This is a genomic window from Shewanella sp., from assembly GCF_047975355.1.
Lineage (GTDB): Bacteria > Pseudomonadota > Gammaproteobacteria > Enterobacterales > Shewanellaceae > Shewanella.
Map to the genome: position 1 here is coordinate 1 of NZ_JBKEDJ010000075.1, position 20,299 is coordinate 20,299.

The 20,299-nt window shown below is 49.3% G+C and carries 11 protein-coding genes, 2 pseudogenes and 1 riboswitch; of the genes and pseudogenes, 8 read left to right on the plus strand and 5 right to left on the minus strand.

Going from position 1 to position 20,299, the window contains the following annotated elements:
* Positions 1–233 (plus strand): annotated as a pseudogene (locus ACK5NH_RS17660) (IS5/IS1182 family transposase); the annotation flags it as partial.
* 76 nt (positions 234–309) lie between these two features.
* Here ACK5NH_RS17660 and ACK5NH_RS17665 read toward each other — a convergent pair.
* The gene (locus ACK5NH_RS17665) at positions 310–975 is read right to left on the minus strand and encodes a response regulator transcription factor (RefSeq protein WP_416922167.1); all 666 of its coding nucleotides are present in this window, start codon (positions 973–975) and stop codon (positions 310–312) included.
* 418 nt (positions 976–1,393) lie between these two features.
* Complete coding sequence (locus ACK5NH_RS17670) at positions 1,394–1,990, minus strand: DUF2238 domain-containing protein (protein WP_416922169.1); 597 nt, start codon at positions 1,988–1,990, stop codon at positions 1,394–1,396.
* Positions 1,991–2,145: 155 nt separating this feature from the next.
* Here ACK5NH_RS17670 and serA point away from each other — a divergent pair, with 155 nt between their 5' ends.
* Together serA and ygfZ are read left to right on the plus strand one after the other, a co-directional pair.
* Positions 2,146–3,375, plus strand: a complete 1,230-nt coding sequence (gene serA, locus ACK5NH_RS17675) for a phosphoglycerate dehydrogenase (protein WP_416922171.1) — start codon at positions 2,146–2,148, stop codon at positions 3,373–3,375.
* A 137-nt stretch (positions 3,376–3,512) separates the two neighbouring features.
* Complete coding sequence (gene ygfZ, locus ACK5NH_RS17680; protein ID WP_416922173.1) at positions 3,513–4,469, plus strand: tRNA-modifying protein YgfZ; 957 nt, start codon at positions 3,513–3,515, stop codon at positions 4,467–4,469.
* A gap of 63 nt (positions 4,470–4,532) precedes the next feature.
* Here the strand turns inward: ygfZ and ACK5NH_RS17685 are convergent, their stop codons facing one another.
* From ACK5NH_RS17685 to ACK5NH_RS17695, 3 genes are all read right to left on the minus strand, one after another.
* Positions 4,533–5,549, minus strand: a complete 1,017-nt coding sequence (locus ACK5NH_RS17685; RefSeq protein WP_416922175.1) for an HD domain-containing phosphohydrolase — start codon at positions 5,547–5,549, stop codon at positions 4,533–4,535.
* A 64-nt stretch (positions 5,550–5,613) separates the two neighbouring features.
* Positions 5,614–10,917 carry a PAS domain S-box protein gene (locus ACK5NH_RS17690; RefSeq protein WP_416922177.1) on the minus strand — a complete coding sequence of 1,768 codons (5,304 nt, stop codon included), beginning with the start codon at positions 10,915–10,917 and terminating at the stop codon, positions 5,614–5,616.
* Positions 10,918–11,045: 128 nt separating this feature from the next.
* Positions 11,046–12,404, minus strand: a complete 1,359-nt coding sequence (locus ACK5NH_RS17695; protein ID WP_416922179.1) for an alanine/glycine:cation symporter family protein — start codon at positions 12,402–12,404, stop codon at positions 11,046–11,048.
* A gap of 152 nt (positions 12,405–12,556) precedes the next feature.
* A riboswitch (glycine riboswitch) is annotated at positions 12,557–12,681 on the minus strand.
* A gap of 366 nt (positions 12,682–13,047) precedes the next feature.
* Here ACK5NH_RS17695 and ACK5NH_RS17700 point away from each other — a divergent pair.
* The 5 genes and pseudogenes from ACK5NH_RS17700 to napA all read left to right on the plus strand — a co-directional run.
* A pseudogene (locus tag ACK5NH_RS17700) lies at positions 13,048–13,569 on the plus strand (ABC transporter ATP-binding protein); the annotation flags it as partial.
* Between the two features lie 154 nt (positions 13,570–13,723).
* Complete coding sequence (locus ACK5NH_RS17705; protein WP_416922181.1) at positions 13,724–16,387, plus strand: FtsX-like permease family protein; 2,664 nt, start codon at positions 13,724–13,726, stop codon at positions 16,385–16,387.
* Positions 16,384–17,640 (plus strand): lipocalin-like domain-containing protein, encoded by a 1,257-nt coding sequence (locus ACK5NH_RS17710; protein WP_416922183.1) that lies wholly within the window; start codon positions 16,384–16,386, stop codon positions 17,638–17,640. Before ACK5NH_RS17705 ends, ACK5NH_RS17710 begins: the two co-directional genes overlap by 4 nt.
* A 449-nt stretch (positions 17,641–18,089) precedes the next feature.
* Positions 18,090–18,359, plus strand: coding sequence for a chaperone NapD (locus tag ACK5NH_RS17715; RefSeq protein ID WP_416922185.1), 270 nt, complete (start codon positions 18,090–18,092; stop codon positions 18,357–18,359).
* On the plus strand, positions 18,356–20,299 hold a 1,944-nt coding region (gene napA / locus ACK5NH_RS17720), incomplete at its 3' end, for a nitrate reductase catalytic subunit NapA (protein ID WP_416922187.1). The genes ACK5NH_RS17715 and napA, both read left to right, overlap by 4 nt.

Below are 20,299 nucleotides of genomic sequence, written 5' to 3' on the forward strand. Positions count from 1 at the left end.
ACTTAGCAGTCAGTTGGCAACAACTTCATGGTTCAAATAAACAGTGGAAGAAGCGCTATGGGTATCATCGTCGGTCAATCTCAGAAACTGCCATGTACAGGGTGAAGCAACTATTAGGTGGCAGATTAAGCTTGCGAAATTATAACGGTCAGGTAGGCGAAACTTACGCGATGATAAGGACGTTGAACAAGCTCACAGGGCTAGGTATGCCTGAAACTCACTATGTAGTTTGATATTTGAACAATTATGAGGGGCTTTGTTCGCTGAGTCGATTTAAGAAACAAAGCCCCCCAGAAACATCAACACTTCCTAGCTACACAATTCGAAATGTGGTTGATAAGTTTGCACCCAACGAAGCAATTCTACCCGATTACGGGACTGGGTTTTACGGAAGATAGAGGATATATGCGCCTTAACCGTGTGCTCACTGATAAATAATCTATCGGCAATCTCCTTATTACGCGCACCGCTAGACACAAACTGAATGATGGTTCGTTCACGGGTAGTCAGCATTTGTAATACGGCAGCGTTATCGGCGGACAGCTCATTATTGTCTTCTAACTTCTGTACCATTCGGCAAAACATCTTACTTAATAGCGTTCTGTCATACCACAGTTCACCCGCGACCATTTTACGCAATCCTGTCAACATTAAGTCCATTCGTTGATCAGTAAATAACAGCCCCCGGATCCCCAGCAACATAGCCACTTCCTGATCTAAAGAATTACGTTCTACTTGGTATAGAGCAATAGGAATATGGGGAACTAAACGTGATGCCAACAAAGGAATTCCTTCATTATCCAAAGCAGCTCCTTTTTGGGATATCAGACAAAAACAGTGGTGACTATTACCTACATCTAACTCTGTAACCTGTTTAACAATCCGTGTTTTTAATCCCAGAGATTCGGCGAGTATCGCTAAATGGCAAGGGACAGTTAATTGATGTAAGAACACTAATTCATTGATGGTAATCACTTTACTCTTCTCCCTGAAAAGTACTTGCTTTGCTTTGTTTTGGCATGAGACTTAGTACAACAGCCGACAACACAGTACCAACTATGTATTACCTAGTCATTTTGACTAATTAACAACCGAATACTACCCCCCAAATGTACTAAAATTTGCAATCTACGCTAAGTAACCTTAGACAGGAACCCTAGAGTGACAAACAAATATTGTACTTACTGAAGTCTTAAAGGCGCCAATCAGATCTATGGAATCAGTTACTACTTTAGTTGATTAGATGATCAATCGAAAGTTTACACAAAAGCTAATGCGAGAATATGACAATATGAAGAATTAATATGCCCTCAGAATAGGTGCTCTGGGGCATTAACAGCACTCAATTTTGCTATCTAATTTTGCTATCTAATTTTGCTATCTATGGCCGAGCCTAGAGCCGTGCAATCTGCTTATCCTGTACACGCGATAAACTCAGCAGCGCAACAATAGCCCCTATCAAGGCTAAAAACATATCCGATTGGGTATCCCAAACGTACCCCTGAGTGCCTAAGAAGGCCTCTGCACCTTCGCCCGTCGCGGCGGCCACCCACCATTCAATCAGTTCGTAGAAGGCGCTGAAGGCCAACACAAAGCAGGTGACTAGAAAAGCACACCAAGCTCCAGGTTTAACCGCTTGATTTCGTAACATAATCTCACGAGCCAGCATGGCTGGGATAAACCCTTGAGCAAAATGCCCAACCTTGTCGTAGTTATTGCGCTCGCTGCCCATCCACTGGGCAATAGTGTCAAACAGTGGCACTTCGGCATAGGTATAGTGCGCGCCAACAAACAACACACAGCAATGCACTATCACCAAAAAATACACTAAGGGCGTCAGTGGGAAACGCTTGCGGGTAAAAAAGAGCAAAGGCACAGCCACTAATGCGGGCAAGGCTTCGAGCCACCAAGTGAAAGCATCTGCGGGTTTTATCGCCGACCATATTAAAACTGAGAGGTAAATACCGCACCAAATGATTTTGTTATTCAATGTTCCTTCCTCTTATGCGATATTGTTCTAAATCTAGAATATTAACTTTAGCCATCTAGCCCTCCACACTGAGCAAAAAAAGTGCTACTTTGGAGGGCCAAGGCTGTCAGCATATCACACTGAACCATTTCAATTAATTAGAGGGTACCCATATCATGGCGAAACATTCGCTGGACAAGGATAAGATCAAGATCCTGTTGTTGGAAGGCGTCCACCAATCTGCGGTCGATGTATTTGAACGTGCTGGATACACCAATATCGAGTATCACAAAGCCTCCTTAGGTGATGAAGCCCTGCTCGAGTCCATCAAAGATGCTCACTTTGTTGGTATTCGTTCCCGTACCCAATTAACGGCTGAGGTATTAAAGCGTGCCGAAAAACTGATTGCGATTGGTTGTTTCTGTATCGGTACTAACCAAGTGGATCTGGCGACCGCCGAATTACTCGGTATCCCGGTATTTAACGCACCATTCTCTAATACTCGCAGCGTGGCTGAACTGGTATTAGGCGAAATCATCATGCTGATGCGCGGCATTCCTGAACGTAATGCGATTGCCCACCGTGGTGGCTGGATGAAAACGGCCGCAGGCAGTTACGAAGTCCGTGGCAAAACCTTAGGTGTGATAGGTTATGGCCATATTGGTACACAGCTCGGGATCTTGGCTGAAACCTTAGGCATGCGCGTGGTGTTTTTCGATATCGAAGACAAACTGCCATTAGGCAATGCCCAGCAAATCCATTCGATGGAACAATTACTGGCACAGTCCGATGTGATCAGTTTGCACGTCCCTGAGACGGCGCAAACCAAAGATATGATTAGCACAGCCGAATTTACCGCTATGCGTAAAGGCAGCATCTTTATCAACGCCTCACGCGGTACTGTGGTTGATATCGATGCCCTGACGGTCGCCCTCAAAGAGCGTCACCTTGCTGGCGCGGCCATCGACGTATTCCCTGTCGAGCCACAATCGAATGATGATGAATTTATCAGCCCATTACGTGGTTTAGATAACGTGCTGCTCACTCCGCACGTGGGTGGCAGTACTGCCGAAGCCCAGGAAAACATCGGTATCGAAGTCGCCGGTAAGTTAGCCAAATACTCTGACAACGGTTCGACCGTGTCTGCGGTTAACTTCCCTGAAGTGTCGCTGCCAATGCACAAAGGCATTTCGCGCTTACTGCACATTCACCAAAACCGTCCTGGCGTGCTGATTAAAATCAACAAAGCCTTCTCTGAAAAGGGCATCAACATTGCCGCTCAGTACCTGCAAACCACAGCTGAAATCGGTTATGTGGTGATGGAAGTCGATACTCACCAAGCCGAAGAGGCACTGGTTGAACTTAAAGCCATTGAAGGCACACTGCGCACCCGCGTATTGTTCTAATGCTTTAAGCACTCAGCTTGAGTGAATTTATAAGGCGCACATTTCATTCAAGATATGTGCGCCTTATGCTTTTGAGCGCCGCTTAATTCCGCTACAATCTAGCCTCTTGCATCGTCTTCATTTTCAGGATCTCCGCTATGACTATTGCAGTTTCGACACCCACTTGGGATCTGGACGCCTCCATGCCTCCACTTATGCTCGCCAACCTATCCCACCTCGGCCTCATCAAAGTAGTCGGTGAACAGGGGCGCAGCTTTATCCATGGCCAAGTGACTACGGACATTAGCTCACTCGAAGCCAACCAATGGCGCTGGGGCGCACATTGCGATCCTAAGGGTAAGATGATCGCCAGCTTCCGCACCTTTGCTATCCAAGAGGCGCTGTTGATGCTGCTGCCAAGGGAGACTATCGAGGTCGATCTGCCGCAACTGCAAAAATATGCGGTGTTTAGCAAGGCAACCCTGACCAATGCGACGGCGGAGTGGACATTACTCGGCGTAGCAGGCGAACAGGCAACACAATTTGTGACCCAACACTTTGGTGAAATCACTGAAGAACTGACGCTGGTCGAACATGGCGCCATTTTAAAGGATGCGGATCGTTTTATTCTGGTGCTGCAGCCAGACGCGGCAACGGCCTTAGTGGGCGAGCACACAGTGTTTGATGCCAGCGCTTGGCAAGCCTTAGAAATTACAGCAGGATACCCTAACCTAGCGCCAGGCCATGCTAACCAATATGTGCCGCAGATGTGTAACCTACAGGCTATCAACGGCATCAGCTTTAACAAAGGCTGCTACATGGGCCAAGAAACTGTGGCTCGGATGAAATACCGTGGTGGTAACAAGCGCGCGCTCTATATTCTCCACGGCACGACTTCCTCAGACATCAATTTGGAAAGTGCTCTCGAGATCGAATTGGAAGATGGCTATCGCAAGGGCGGACAAATTATTGAGTTCGTACAGCGTGGCAATCAAGTACTGCTCACCGCAGTACTGGCAAACGATACCGAGAACGATGCCAAGCTGCGCTTTGCCGACGATGAGCAATCCAGCTTACGCATTCAAGCATTATCCTACTCGCTCGAAGATGAATAGTTTGCTGCCGTTAAGCTAAAACGAGTGTTGAATTGAAAAAGGCGCCTCAGGCGCCTTTACTTTTTAATGTTCGAGATAAGTGTCTCGAATTGCAATCACCTCGGGCAGAATTTGCTTAAATTCCTCCACAAGCTTAGGGTCGAAGTGTTTGCCTGCTTGGCTTTCGAGCAACTCGACCGTTGCCTCAATAGTCCAAGGCTCCTTGTAAGGCCGCTGAGAGGTTAACGCATCGAAAACGTCTGCAATAGCGACAATGCGCCCCTCGATGGGAATATTTTCGCCCGATAAACCATTAGGATAACCCGAACCATCCCATTTTTCGTGGTGCGTTAAGGCAATACGCCGCGCCATTTGCAGCAGTGGATCGCCATGTTCACCAATGATCTCGGCGCCAATGGCAGCATGTTGCTGCATGATTTCCCACTCTTCAGCATCGAGCTTACCCGGCTTTTTCAGCACAGCATCTGGTGTGCCAATTTTACCAATGTCATGCATAGGCGCGGCGTTGTACAACAACTCACAGAAGGTGCTGGGTAAGCCTAATTTGATTGCAAGGAGCCTCGCATAATGGCTCATGCGCACAACGTGTAGGCCCGTTTCGTTGTCTTTGTATTCGGCGGCGCGGCCTAAGCGGCGAATAATCTCAAACCGCGTCTCTTCAAGCTCTTGGGTGCGCTCTTTCACCTGTTGCTCTAGCAGGCGCTTTTGATCATACAGCGCCAGATGGGTTCGCACTCGTGCTTTTACCACAGGAGCACTGACAGGCTTAGTGATGTAATCGACCGCGCCGAGTTCAAATCCTTGAGTCTCGTCGGCTACCTCAGACAATGCAGTCACAAAAATCACCGGGATATGGCAAGTTAAAGGCTCCTGCTTAAGCAACTTACAGACTTCATAGCCATTCATACCGGGCATCATCACGTCGAGTAAAATCAGATCCGGCAAGGTTTTCGTGACAAGGGCTAATGCTCTTGGCCCATCAATCGCTACTTTAACCTTATAGTCTTCACCGAGTATGCCCACTAAAATATCAATATTTTCCGGTGTATCATCGACGACCAATATTGTTGCCTTATCCATCAACACTTTCACCTTATCCTGTGGCTTTATTTATGGCCAACTACCGCACTCAATTGACCGGTTTTCACGCTAATTCCGCAAGCACTTCATCAATCAAATCCACTGCTTCATCAAACTGGTACTGATTAATCATAGTCAGAGCTGGGCTGAGCTGCAGCCATAACTTGCTACTCACCTGAGGTTTTAATGCATCTATTTGCGCCACCGCATCAGAGTCGGCATCCTCTAAGCTTTGTCGTAATTGCTTTAAGGCAGCCACAAGCGCCTCTGGCGAGAGTTGTTCACTCGTTGATGCTTTCGGCTCTTCAAACTGCGGCTTCACCTTTTCGATGGCTTCACAAATGGATGCCACTAGCGCTTGGATTTGGTCTAACTCAGTTTGATACTCAGCATTTTCACTTAAGTGCAACTCTAGTTGCCTTGCCAAGTCCACCAGCTTACTCGAACTTAAATTGCCCGCGAGTCCCTTTAAGGTATGTGCCATACGCACTGCATCGTCGCGCTTGTCGCTGGCTATCGCCTTATTTATCAACTCAACCACATTACGTTGACTGGTCACAAAACGGTCAAATATTCGTTGATAGAGGCGCGTTGAGTTTTGAACTAACTGTAACCCCCTATCGATATCTAATTCCGGATGCTCGGGCCATTTCACCACGGACTTTGAATCCAGATTGATAGGTTTAACAGGAGTTTCAACCAATTGTCTCGGTGAGGCGCCATCGGCCGGCGGTACCTCGCCACCTAAGTATTTCAGTAGGGTTTGGTACAATAGGTTGACCTCTATCGGCTTAGCAATATGGTCATCCATCCCAGCTTTTAAACACATTTCCTTATCGCCCGCCATCGCATTAGCCGTCATCGCAATCACAGGCAACTCCTTAAGTTCTGGCCTCTTTCTAAGTGCCTTAGTGGCCTGGTAACCATCCATCACTGGCATCTGGCAATCCATCAATACCAGATCGAAACTCTGCTGTGCCAGCTTATCGAGCGCAATCTGACCATTGGTGGCAATGGATAAAATAATCCCCACTTGCTCTAAAAACTCGGTGGCCACCTCAAGGTTCATCTCATTGTCTTCCACCAAGAGGATACGTTTGTCCTTCAGTGGCCGCAGGAGCTTAGGATCTATGCTCTCACTGTTACGCCTGACTGGAAGCACCCCAGCTCGGCCAAGGGAGTTCATAATGCCGTCGAGCAATCGTGAGGCGCTGATAGGTTTACTGATATAACCCGCCAAGCCCAGTGCTTCAATTTGGCTTAAGAATTCTTGGGTGGCGTGGGCCGACACCATCAAGATCCGTGGCGCGTTTTTCACCTGCTGCTTAATCTGTTTTGCCGTTTCTATCCCATCGAGATTTGGCATTTTCCAATCGATCAATGCCACTGCATATTCTTGCTGCCTACAACGAGTCACGGCCTCTTCGCCGGAACGCACCGTATCGACCCTAAAACCCATGCTCTCTAATGTCGTGCGCATAATGTCACGGGCGGTGGCATTATCATCGGCAACCAGAATTGACATACCTTCAAGTTCCTGGGCGACCGTCAGCTTTTGACCGCTGGAAATCTGCAACTTAACGGTAAAGTAGAAGGTACTGCCGTGACCGAACTGGCTTTCAACCCCGATAGTACCGCCCATCAACTCCACTAACTGTTTACAAATCGCTAGCCCTAAGCCTGTGCCACCGTATTTGCGGGTGGTCGAGGTATCGGCCTGAGTAAAGGATTTAAACAGTTTCGCCTGCTGCTCAGCGGTTAAGCCGATACCACTGTCGCGCACACTAAAACGCAACACCACATCATCGTTTTGCTGCTCAACCAGATTGAGCGATAGCAAGACTTCGCCCCGTTCGGTAAATTTAATCGCGTTGTTCATCAGGTTAATCAGCACTTGCCCGAGGCGTAGCGAATCGCCAAACAGATGCCGAGGCACATTGGGCGCCACAGCAAACAGCAGTTCAAGCTGTTTATGAGCCGCTTTCTCGGAGAACATATCGCTGAGATCTTCGAGCATAGTATCGAGCTGGAAGGGAACCGATTCGATATCTAGCTTGCCGGCTTCAATTTTGGAGAAGTCGAGAATGTCGTTAATGATGGAGAGCAAGGACTTTGAGGCGCGCTCAATTTTCTCCACATAATTTTTCTGCTTCTTATCGAGATCGGTCTGCAAACAAAGCTGCGACATACCGATAATGGCATTCATTGGCGTGCGGATTTCGTGGGACATATTAGCGAGGAAGTCGCCCTTGGCTTTACTCGCCGCATCGGCCTCTTCCTTAGCGACTAAGAGTTCGTCAGACAGCAGTTTTAACTCTGTCATATCGACCATACTGACCACGGCCGATTCAAACCGTTTCTGGCTGTCGAAGAGTGCCGACACATTGACCGTCATCCACAGAGGCTCACCGTTGGGACGAATAAAGCTGCGCTCACCGCGATAATGATCGACTCGGCCCTCAGCCAGTTCCTTAAACTGCGCCTTAGCGATTTCTTTATCCTGCAGGCTTAAGACATCGAAAATCGATATGCCACAGAGGGACTCACGGGACTGCCCCATGTCTTCACAATATTGGTCGTTACAATCGAGGATCACCCCTTTGGCATCGACGTTCACTATACCTATGGTGGAGCCATCAAACAGCGCCTTAAAGTGCGCTTCGCTGACCGCAAGCTCTTCTTCTATGGCCTTGCGCTCAGTAATATCCATCACATAGCCATTCCAAACAATGGCACCATCGTCGCCAATATGGCCGCTAGCGCCAGCTTCCATCCAACGGATACTGCCGTTAGGGTGTCGATAACGGAACTCACGCACCCATTGCAGTTTATCCTCACTCTTACCCGCCAAGGCACGCACCACTTCGGAACGTTCTTCGTCAAAAATCCGCTCGGCGATGATATTAAAGTCTTTCAGTAACTCTTCGCGGTGTAAGCCCAACATGTGAAACGCTGCGCCGGAGAGGAAGGTAAAGGAGCGATCCGCAGGTGAAACCCAACGTAGCTGATACACGGTACAAGGGATGGATTCGGTGATATTGGTCAATTGCTGACGCGAACTCTCAAGCTCGACTAGTGCGAGTTTACTCTCGGTAATATCATCGATACTGCCGTCGAACCACAGCGGAAAGCCCTCATCGGTGTAACTGGCCTTGCCTTTTTCATGTACCCAGCGAATGCTGCCGTCACGGTGACGAATGCGATATTCCACCTCAAAGGTTTCCTGCTGCGCCAGCGCCCTATCGATATGCTGATGGCATAATTCGCGATCATCTTCCAAGATCAGCGAAGCAAAGGTACGTTGACGGTTTTCAATAAACTGGCTTGCCGCATAACCCGTAATATCGGCAATGTTGTCACTGACATATTCCATCACCCAGACTTCGCCGATACGCGTGCGGTAGACGGCGCCGGGAATGTTAGTCACTAAACCGCGGAACCTCAGTTCGCTATCACGTATTTTTTGTTCAACCGCTAATTTCTGGGTCATATCCCGAATAGACGCCGCCACTTGTCGGCGGCCTTCATTATCGGCGGGCAGAATACTCAAGGCGATTTCGGCAACAAACTCCCCACCATCGGCTTTGAGCGCCCGCACATGGCGCGCATTGGCCATGGGACGATCGCGGCCTTCTCGCAAAAATTGCAGGCGATCCCGGGCATGATTGCCGCGCATGGCCTCGGGCAAGAGCGACTCTACCTGTAGTCCCAGCATGCTGTTGGCATCATAGCCAAAGAGAATTTGGCAGCGAGTATTGCTGAACACAATCGACCCCATTTGGTCAACGATTAACATGGCCTCAGGCGCCGCTTCGAGCACGGCATTTGACCAAGCTGCGGCGGAGAACTGCTCGGTCACATCGGTAAATAACATCTCCACCGACATCAACTCCCCCGTATCCGATACTAAAGGTTGCATAAAGAGATCGAGCATACGAGGGTGGCCACCCGCATTGAGTAATTCCACTTGGTGGGAAGGAACATTTTGCCCCTTCAAGGCCAGATCTGTGTATTCCCAATTCTTTTCATTTAAGGGATTGGCGGTAAATAAACGCTGATACTTACGCTTGAGGAGCTCAGGAGACATACCCAAGACCTTAGTGACCCCTTCACTCACCTGAGCCAATTGGCCTGAGGGGTCGAGCGAGCAGTAGAAGGACTTATCGCTCATACCGTCAATCAAGCGAGCAAAGCGATTGCCACGGGAATCTAAAATCGCCTGTTCCCTTTCGGCCAGTAGCTCTGTCATTTGGTTAAAGGTTTCGCTAAGCGTCACTATCTCACTCACGGCGCCATTCGGGATCGCTAATTGTTGGGATTTCCCCTGACCGAAGGCCAAAATGCCTGACTCTAGCATTTCAAGCGGCCTCGTCAGACGTTTCGCGGCGATATAGCAGGTCAGTATCAGCAACAGAGTGAGTAAACTGAGGTTGAGCACCATGGAGGCCATATCATCCAAGAGCGCAGAAAATAGCTGCTGCTCGGGCACCATGACGATAACCCGCCACTTGAGCTTAGCCACAGAGGCGACACTGGCGAGGTATACTATGCTCTTATCATCAACAAAACGCGCTTGCCCGTTTAAGTCTTTGTCTAATAACGCCCAAAAGTCTCTGTTTCGGCTGGCATTTCTATCGAGCCATTCTGCCGACGTCACCGCGAGTACTTTCTCTTTATCACTGTGGAAAATGAACCGCCCTTGATCATCGAGCACGACTAATTGGCTCGGTGGTACGCCAAGTTGCTCAGGCAATTTATCAAGCGACAAATCGACCGTTGCCACGCCAAAATAATCATTTTCAGGGCCAAAGGGGACAGAATAAGTCACCATCAAGATGTTGCCGGCACCCTCATCAAAGTAGGCCTTAGACCAATAGCCCCCGGCCTGATTGATTGCCTTGGACCACCAATCCCATGAACCATCGGTGTAGTCATAACCTTCGGCGCCAATATCTAAGTAATGGAAACTGTCACCATCGCGGTAAACATAGGGGCAAAAGAGTTTTTTATCGGGAAAGGTATAAGGTTTAAACGCAACGGCTGAGCCGTAAAAATCGGGGTTGCGTTCGAGGCGATTGGTTAACATCTGCCTGATTTTCTCGCTATTATTCAGGCCGTCCATATTGGATAAAAAACCAATAAAATCGGCAACGCCCTGAGTATTAGTCTGCGCATGTTCAAGCAGAAGTTGTAGACGATAGGCGGAATGATGGGATTCCTGGGTGAGGGAATCGTATAGCTTGCGCTCGGCAGAAAGGTAGTTAAACCAAGCATTAATGCCATACACGGCTGCCATGATTAGAATCAATGGCAGCGCAATATGGGATAGGATCTTGCTGCGAAAGGTGCGGAGTTTACTTCTGTCCATGGCGTCGCCTCAAAGTTCTCGTCTAAATATGCTATTTTTCGAACAGCATCTATTAAAGTAAACGAAGAACGGCGCGGCGACAATCTCAAAGTTAAAATAGTGTGAAGTAATATATTGTTTTCACAACATTAATAAACAGTATCTAATGCACTCTTTGAGAGCATTCGTTCAAAGTAACTTTGAGTTTCCGCAATAATCACCTGGCGTAACCCCACAATGGCAATCAGATTCGGTATCGCCATTAAACCATTGACCGTATCGGCCAATAACCAGATCACATCTAGCTTGATAAAGGCACCCACGGCAATCAAACCTAAAAACAGCATTTGATAGGCACGCAGTCCACGCTCGCCCACTAAATAGTACCAGCAGCGCTCGCCATAGTAGTGCCAACCTAAAATTGTGGTAAACGCAAAACAGACTAAGGCGATAGTCACTAAATATTGACCAACGACCGCCGAACCGCCTAGGCTGAAGGCCGCGCTGGTCATCGCCGCACCAGCGGTATCACCGCTCCAGACACCCGTGATAATCAGTACCAGCCCCGTCATAGTGCAGATGATGATGGTGTCGAAAAAGGTGCCCGTCATACTCACTAAACCCTGCTCGACCGGCTCATTGGTTTTCGCCGCCGCGGCAGCGATAGGTGCGCTTCCCAGACCCGATTCATTAGAAAACACCCCGCGGGCAATCCCCATTTGAATCGCCTGCGCCACGGTCGCCCCTAAGAATCCGCCCGCCGCCGAAACAGGCGTAAAGGCAGACTCCACCACTAATTGCAAGGCGGGTAAAATCGATTCGGCAAAACTCACTAAAATCCATACACAAGCAAGCACATAACCTATAGACATAGCAGGAACTAACTTTTGCGCCACGTTGGAAATACGCTTCACCCCACCTAAGGTCACCGCCGCGACTAACAGGGTGAGCACCAGTGCCGTCGCCCAAGTAGGCACCTCAAAGGCAATGGTCAGGGCATCGCTAATTGCATTCACTTGAGCAAAAGTGCCAATACCGAAAAACGCCACCCCCACACCAAAGAGGGCAAATAGCTTCGCCATCCAATGCATGCCCAGACCCCGCTCGATGTAATACATGGGGCCGCCGGCGATTTGCCCGCGCGCATCCACAGTGCGGTATTTTACCGCTAACATACATTCGGCATACTTGGTCGCCATGCCAAAGAAGGCCGCCAACCACATCCAAAATAACGCACCTGGGCCGCCCATCTTGATCGCAGTTGCCACCCCGACAATGTTGCCCGTACCAATGGTGGCCGACAGTGCCGTGCACAAGGCGGCGAAGGAGGATAAATCCCCATGCCCCTTAGCGGGTTTAAACAATAGACTAAGCGCCATGGGCAGACGAAACACTTGGATAAGCCGCAAACGCAAGGTGAGATAGATACCCGTCCCCACCAGCAAGCACAGGGTAACAGGTCCCCAAACGATGCCGTTCAGGCTGCTGAGTAAAGCTTGAAAATTCATGATATTCCTCAATTATTAAACAACTAAATTAATAAAGGAGGAGGAAAAGAAATGGCTGTGACACACCGCTGTCAGCCTAAAGAAATACTACCACCCAGCCAATAAAGGCAGAGAAATAGTCCACAAAGACAAACGACAGGAACTGTGCAGTCATCCTCTCCTCTGTCCTTTTGCCTGAGCGTTTCGCAGAATGCATCCATCGACACACCTACTTTCGCCTTCGGCGCCACCAATATTGCAACCTAATGCAATAGGTAGTCTCTCCAGAGGCTCGTCCAGTAACAGTCCACGCCTTGCGGCACCTGAAAGAGTGCTTTGTTTTATAGAAATCTAAAACAAAGTTGCCTCGTCGGTGTGGGGTTAATTCCCCACTCTCCTGCTACCTTCATCCGAACGGATTGTTAAATCGATAGTCCGCTATCGATTTAACAGGGCGCACAGCATGCAACAAACACAAAAATAGCTCAAGCCCATTCGCTCACAGAATGCGAGCTAAACGCCACAGTTGCAGAAAATTTAAACAGCATAAAACCTAAGTCTGAATCCATGCAAAGTGAACCTTAAGAACCAAATAGCAGTATCTATCAGAAGATAAAATGTTTTATCTTTAGTCGGGCTAAATGTTGTCAGAGTGAAAGGATAAATGTCAGAAGTAGCCAAACTTATCCAAGTGAGTAAAAGTTTTCGCGATGGCGAGCAGCGCCATACCGTACTGCAGGCCGTCGATTTAACCTTGCATCGCGGCGAAACCATCGCACTCACGGGCCCCAGCGGCAGCGGTAAAAGCACACTGTTAAATTTGATCGCAGGCTTTGAAACGCCAGACAGCGGCCAGATAGTGCTGAATCATCAATCCACCCAAGAATGGCAAGACAAGCACTGGAGCGATTTCCGGCGTAGCCATTTAGGCGTAGTGTTTCAACAGTTTAATCTACTAACACCGCTCAATGTGAGAAACAACATAGGCTTTTCGCTAAACCTCAATGGCGCCAGTTGGGATCCTTGGTGCGATTATCTGGTCGAAAAACTAGGGCTTGCTTCGCTACTCAACAGGCAGGTCGAGGCACTGTCCGGCGGGCAACAGCAAAGGGTCGCTATCGCCAGAGCCTTAGCCCACAATCCGAGTTTATTGCTGGCCGATGAACCCACGGGCAACCTCGATGATGAGTCGGGTAAACAGGTGATGTCACTACTATGCGAACTCGCCAAAGAAAGCCAAACCAGCATACTCATGGTCACCCACAGTGAAGAATGCGCCGCCTTTATGAACAAACGCTGGCATCTTTCCCACGCCGCTGTATCTATCTCCGGTTAACTAGATGATGAGTCCTGCATTAACCCCTAAGGCAAATCACAGCCAAACCAGAAACCGCCCATGGCTGCGGATCTATTGGGTATTAAAGGTCTTTCTCGCCCATTATCGCCACGCGCCGCTGCAAGCGGGCGCGATTTTGCTTGGGCTTGCCCTCGCCGTGACTTTGCTTATCGGGGTTAAAGCCACCAATGATAATGCTATTCGCAGCTACAGTGAGGCCACGGAACTCTTGAGCCAGCGGGCCGATGTGCTCTTAAGCGCGCCCATCGGCCAAGAAACCCTCGACGAATCCGTGTATTTCAGCCTACGCCAAGCGGGCATAAGCCAAAGCCTTGCGGTTGTCAGTGGCAGAGTGGCAGGCCTGAACGGTCAGTTCTGGCAAATTGAAGGCAGCGATATCGTAGCCGCACTGACGGCAAGTCTAAGCATAAAAGAGGGACAAAAGCACAACGCCAGCACAAAACAAGAAGCCAATCCTAGGATGTCGATGGGAGCGCTGCCGCTCGCCGATTTAATGAGTGGTGAGCCGATAGTGGTTATGAGTCAGAGCCTTGCCAATAAAATCGCGCCCAATGGCCAACTCGCACTCGCGCCAGCGTCTTTTGCGCCAGACAAGCTTAAGGTCATTAGTATCGATGATAGCTGGGGACTGGGCAGTGCAATTCTGACCGATATTTCCCTCGCCCAAACGTTACTCGGGATGCAAGGCAAACTCAGCTATATCGCCCTATTCAGTGACAGGGATAAGCTCCCTGCCTTAAAGCAGCGGCTCGATACCCAAGGGATTACGCCGCTTCGCGCCAGTTACAGTCAACAGGATCAAGGCCAAGCCTTGATGGCGCTTACCCGCAGTTTTCATTTAAACCTCAATGCGATGAGCATGTTAGCCTTTGTGATCGGGCTGTTTATTGCCTATAACGGCGTGCGTTACAGCCTGATGAAACGTCAACGTCTATTAACCCAATTACTGCAACAGGGCTTAGCGCGGCGTGAAGTCATGCTTGCCCTACTTGGCGAATTACTGCTATTGGTGGTGTTGGGCTCGTTAATGGGATTTATCTTAGGATTACAGCTGAGTCACTGGTTGCAACCTATGGTTGCTATGACCTTAGAGCAGCTCTACGGCGCCCACTTGTTGCCGGGAGTTTGGCAATGGCGTTGGTTGGCCGAGGCGATAGCCCTCACTTTAGTTGCCGCGCTAGCCGCCTGTTTGCCCTTGTATTTCGACTTAACCCGCCAATCCCTCGCCCAAGGCGCTAATCGTTATCAACAAACGCAGGCCCACAACAAAACCCATGGTAGGCAGTTTATCTTAGCCTGCGGCCTGCTCGCGCTCGCCGCAATACTCATGCCCTTTAGCCAAAGCTATAACACCAGTTTGGTATTGTTGGGCATGGTCGCCGTCGCGATTCCATTGCTATTACCGCAAGTATTGCACTGGGGCGTCAGCTTGCTGTTGCCATTGACTCGCCCCGGACTTAAGCAATATCTTCTCGCCGAAACCCGCGAGCTTATTGCGCCATTGTCTCTCGCCATGATGGCGATACTGCTGGCACTAAGCGCTAATGTGTCGATGAACACCTTAGTTGGGAGCTTCGAGCAAACCTTAAGAAGCTGGTTAGAAACCCGCTTGCATGCCGATTTATACCTGCGCCCCAGCGTGAACCGCATGGCCGAAGTGCGCGATAAGTTGAGCCAAGATCCTCGCCTGAGTGGGTTGTATCAGCAATGGCAAGTGGAGGCCGAAGTATCACCCCAAGGGGCGGCGCAAACGATTCCCGTCAACCTAATTAGCCGCGATGATGCATCGATTCAACACACCAGCACGCTCAAAGAAAGCTTGCCGAATCTCTGGCAAACCTACTTCGATGGACGCTACGTGTTAGTGAGCGAACCCATGGCTATTAAGTATCAGTTGCACCTTGGCGATACAGTGGCGTTAAACGTGCTAGACAAAACCGCCAACAACCCAGTCATTATCGCGGGTATCTATTACGACCATGGCAATACCCGTAATGAGCTCATCATCAGCCATGAACTATGGCAACGGGCGCAGCTACCACTATTACCCATTAGCCTTGCGGCCAGTTTCCACTCTATTGAGCCAGAAGATCGAACCACAGCGACTCACCGCAAACTCAGCGAGACAGAGCTGGATGAATTGCAAGGGCAATTGGCCGTCACATTAGACTTAGCGCAGGCGCAAATTTACAGCCAAGCCAAGATCAAGGCTCAGGCCATTGCCATGTTTAAACGCACCTTCTCAATCACCTTAGTGCTCAATAGTTTAACTTTACTGGTGGCGGCCATAGGACTATTTAGCGCCTGCTTGATGTTGACTCAATCTAGGCAAGCGCCATTGGCGAGGCTGTATTCCCTCGGGGTGAGTCGCAATAAGCTGCGGACTATGGTGTTCAGCCAAATGCTGCTGGTCGTCGTTATCACTTGCCTGATGGCCATGCCCACGGGCGCTCTGCTCGGGTATTTACTGATAGATAAAATCACCCTGCAAGCCTTTGGCTGGACAATCAAGATGATTTGGGATTGGTTCGCCTACGGAAAAGCCATCCTCATTGCCTTAGTGACCTGCACCTTAGCCGTACTCTTACCGCTTTACTGGCAAACCCGTAGGCCCTTAATCGTCAGTTTGCAGCAGGAAACCCTATGATCTCTCGCGAACATCAAACCAAGATTTGGCGCGTTAATAAGTTAACTTCTGCAACACTGCTTAGGGCCTGCACTAGCGCACGCTTAATGCTGAGGGTCATTATTGGTGGATTACTGCTTACAAGTATAAGTGGCTGCGATAATGCGCCTTCAACTACCGAATCTCAATCCATGGGGACTTTACTTGGGCAAGCAAGCGCAGATAGCCAAAGCTTTGCTAAGGTGACACCAGGAAACAGCTTTCAATTTCCTCAGGATCACCTCGCCCACCAGGATTTTCGCCAGGAATGGTGGTATCTCACCGCCAATTTAACCACTGAGAATGGTGAGCAACTTGGCGCCCAATGGACGCAATTTAGAGTAGCGCTAAAACCTAAGCATACTGAACCGCAAAACGTAGAACCTAATCTTAAGTCCACTTGGGCGACGGAGCAGCTTTATTTTGCCCATAGCGCACTCACCTCAAGCACTTCTCACCTCGCCCATGAAAAATGGTCGCGGGCGCATCCGGCGCTAGCAGGGGTGAGCGCAGATCCCTACCAAATTAGCCTCGATAATTGGCAATGGCGCAGTCAATCGAGTGAGTTATTCCCTGCAACCTTGAGCGTTGCAACCGACGACTTTAGTTATCAACTTGAGCTTAACAGCCAAGCACCATTGCAATATCAAGGGGATAAGGGCTACAGCATTAAGAGTCGCAACGGCAAAGTGGCTTCTTACTACTACAGCCAACCCTTTATCACGATTCACGGTGAAATCACCCGTCATATCAAGATCAATGGCCGAGTGGAAAACCGCGTCGAGAAAGTCACAGGCCAAGGCTGGCTAGATAGAGAATGGAGCTCGCAGTTTTTAACCAAGAACCAGCAGGGCTGGGATTGGTTTGCCCTTAGGTTAGATGATGGCTCGGCACTGATGCTATTTCAGTTAAGGGAGCAAGCCACAGATAAGACTCAAACGCAATCGGCCTTTTACAGCGCCAGACGAATGTTTGCCGATGGCACCGGACGCAACATTAATTCTCGCGACACCCCGGATGGGATAAAAATGACGCCACTCGAGTGGCAAACCACCAGCACGGGGAAATACCCCATCCGCTGGCAAGTGCAAATCCCAAGCGAGCAAATCGACATCCGCATTTCCCCCTTAAATCCCAATAGCGCCATGGCGTTATCCACTTCCTATTGGGAAGGCCCGATTGAGCTTAAAGGCAGCCATAGCGGCATGGGTTATATGGAACTCACAGGGTATTAATATCCATAAGTTAGACTTGGGATTTACCTGATTTCCGTCTCAAATACAGCGGCTTAAAACTCCCAATCCTAATACTATCGATTGCAAATGCTTGCGAATCATCACTCAGTGATTGCATTTCGATGACAATGCCTTAGGCGCCGCTGACTTAGGGGAAGATAATGCACACCCCGCAGTCATTCTGCTAAAGCAGTGGCAATATTTATAGTTACAATCCAGACTTATGATTCACTCGCCAGCTCCCTCTCCAAAGGGATAGGGATTGTTTAAATTTCAAACTGAGAGTTAGATCACGCGCAAAACTTTGATCCCGATCGACTATCCCCGCCAATACCTCTTGTGAGGTATACCCACATTTTTTATCAGGTCTAGACTCATAGTTATCCACATTGAGTTGTAGCGATTTCTATCGAAAACAACTCAATGAATCTCAAGATAAAGGTACCGCTATGAGTCAGGAATACCATGTCACCAGTCTTGTGGTACATGCCGCCCCGAATGCCTTACAACAGGTTGAGGCCGATATTGCTGCGTTAAAAGGCTGCGATATCCACGCCGTTTCACCCGAGGGGAAGTTGGTTATCACCCTCGAAGGGGATAGCCAAAAAGCCATTCTCGACAATGTTGAAGCCATCAATGCCCTGTCCGGCGTGTTATCTGCCAGTTTGATTTACCACCAAGTAGAACCCTTAGAACAAGAGAGTGAGGAAACACTATGAGCATTAGCCGCCGCGAGTTTCTCAAGGCTAACGCAGCGGTTGCCGCTGCGACGGCCGTTGGCGTCACGCTTCCCGTGAAAATGGTCGAAGCCGCCGAGTCAGATAACATTAAGTGGGATAAAGCACCCTGCCGCTTCTGCGGTGTGGGTTGTAGCGTATTAGTCGGCACCAAAGCGGGTAAAGTGGTCGCGACTAAGGGCGATCCCGAAAGCCCAGTTAACCGTGGTTTGAACTGTATTAAAGGTTATTTCCTGTCGAAAATCATGTACGGCAAGGACAGATTAACTACGCCGCTACTGCGTATGAAGGACGGCCAATACCATAAAGAAGGCGAGTTTACCCCAGTTAGTTGGGATGTAGCCTTAGACACTATGGCCGCTAAGTGGAAACACAGCCTCGCCACTAAGGGCCCAACCTCTGTCGGTATGTTCGGCTCAGGCCAATGGACCATCTGGGAAGGTTATGCCGCCTCTAAATTGCATAAGGCTGGATTCTTAACCAACAATATCGACCCTAACGCTCGCCACTGTATGGCATCGGCCGTGGGTGGCTTTATGCGTACCTTCGGTATCGACGAGCCTATGGGCTGTTACGATGACTTAGAAGCTGCCGATCACTTTGTGCTCTGGGGCGCCAACATGGCCGAGATGCACCCAATCCTGTGGGCGCGTTTATCGGATCGCCGTCTAAGCAACAAAGATAGCCGCGTGCATGTGTTATCGACCTTCGAAAACCGCAGCTTCGACCTAGCGGACAACCCTATGGTGTTCCGCCCACAGTCAGATCTTGTGATCCTCAACTTTATCGCTAACTACATCATCCAAAACAAAGCCGTGAATACCGACTTTGTGACTAAACATACTAAATTTGCCCTCGGTGTGGATGATATCGGCTATGGTCTGCGTCCAGATCATCCGTTAGAGAAGAAAGCCAAAAACCCAGGCAATGGTAAATCCAGCCCTATCAGCTTCGAAGAATACGCTAAGTTCGTCAGCACTTATACGCTGGAATATGCGGCGAAAATGAGTGGTGTAGAGCCTGAAAAATTAGAAACCTTAGCTAAGGCCTATGCCGATCCTAAGGTAAAAGTCATGAGTCTTTGGACCATGGGGATCAACCAACACGTTCGTGGCGTGTGGGCAAACAATATGCTCTACAACATCCACTTACTCACAGGTAAAATCGCCACCCCAGGTAACAGCCCATTCTCATTAACGGGTCAACCTTCCGCCTGTGGTACCGCCCGTGAAGTCGGCACCTTCGCCCACCGCTTACCTGCGGATATGGAAGTGGCCAACGATAAACACCGCGCCATTACAGAAAAAGTGTGGCAAGTACCAGAAGGCACGATTCCGCCAAAACCGGGCTTCCATGCCGTGCTGCAAAGCCGCATGCTCAAAGACGGTAAACTCAACTGCTATTGGACTATGTGTACTAACAATATGCAGGCGGGCCCAAATATCAACGATGAAATTTATCCCGGTTTCCGTAACCCTGAAAACTTTATCGTAGTCTCAGATCCTTACCCAACCGTCACCGCCATGGCTGCTGACTTAATTCTACCCACCGCTATGTGGGTAGAGAAAGAAGGTGCCTACGGTAACGCCGAACGCCGTACCCATATGTGGCATCAACAGGTCAAAGCGCCTGAGGGAGCTAAGTCGGATCTATGGCAATTAGTCGAGTTTTCAAAACGCTTTAAAGTGTCTGAAGTGTGGCCCGCTGAGCTTATCGCGAAACAGCCAGAATACGCTGACAAGACGCTCTATGAAGTGCTGTTTGCCAACGGCGTCATCAACAAGTTCCCGACCACAGATTGTAAAGCCGAGTTAAACGACGAAAGCGAGCACTTTGGCTTCTATCTACAGAAAGGCATTTTCGAAGAATATGCCGCCTTTGGTCGCGGCCATGGCCATGACTTAGCCGACTTTGACCGTTAC

Bases quoted from the DNA above. Each gene is read 5' to 3' on its own strand.
- serA (WP_416922171.1), top strand. From the start codon at position 2,146: ATGGCGAAACATTCGCTGGACAAGGATAAGATCAAGATCCTGTTGTTG.
- ygfZ (WP_416922173.1), top strand. From the start codon at position 3,513: ATGACTATTGCAGTTTCGACACCCACTTGGGATCTGGACGCCTCCATG.
- ACK5NH_RS17685 (WP_416922175.1), bottom strand. From the start codon at position 5,549: ATGGATAAGGCAACAATATTGGTCGTCGATGATACACCGGAAAATATT.
- ACK5NH_RS17690 (WP_416922177.1), bottom strand. From the start codon at position 10,917: ATGGACAGAAGTAAACTCCGCACCTTTCGCAGCAAGATCCTATCCCAT.
- ACK5NH_RS17695 (WP_416922179.1), bottom strand. From the start codon at position 12,404: ATGAATTTTCAAGCTTTACTCAGCAGCCTGAACGGCATCGTTTGGGGA.
- ACK5NH_RS17705 (WP_416922181.1), top strand. From the start codon at position 13,724: ATGATGAGTCCTGCATTAACCCCTAAGGCAAATCACAGCCAAACCAGA.
- ACK5NH_RS17710 (WP_416922183.1), top strand. From the start codon at position 16,384: ATGATCTCTCGCGAACATCAAACCAAGATTTGGCGCGTTAATAAGTTA.
- ACK5NH_RS17715 (WP_416922185.1), top strand. From the start codon at position 18,090: ATGAGTCAGGAATACCATGTCACCAGTCTTGTGGTACATGCCGCCCCG.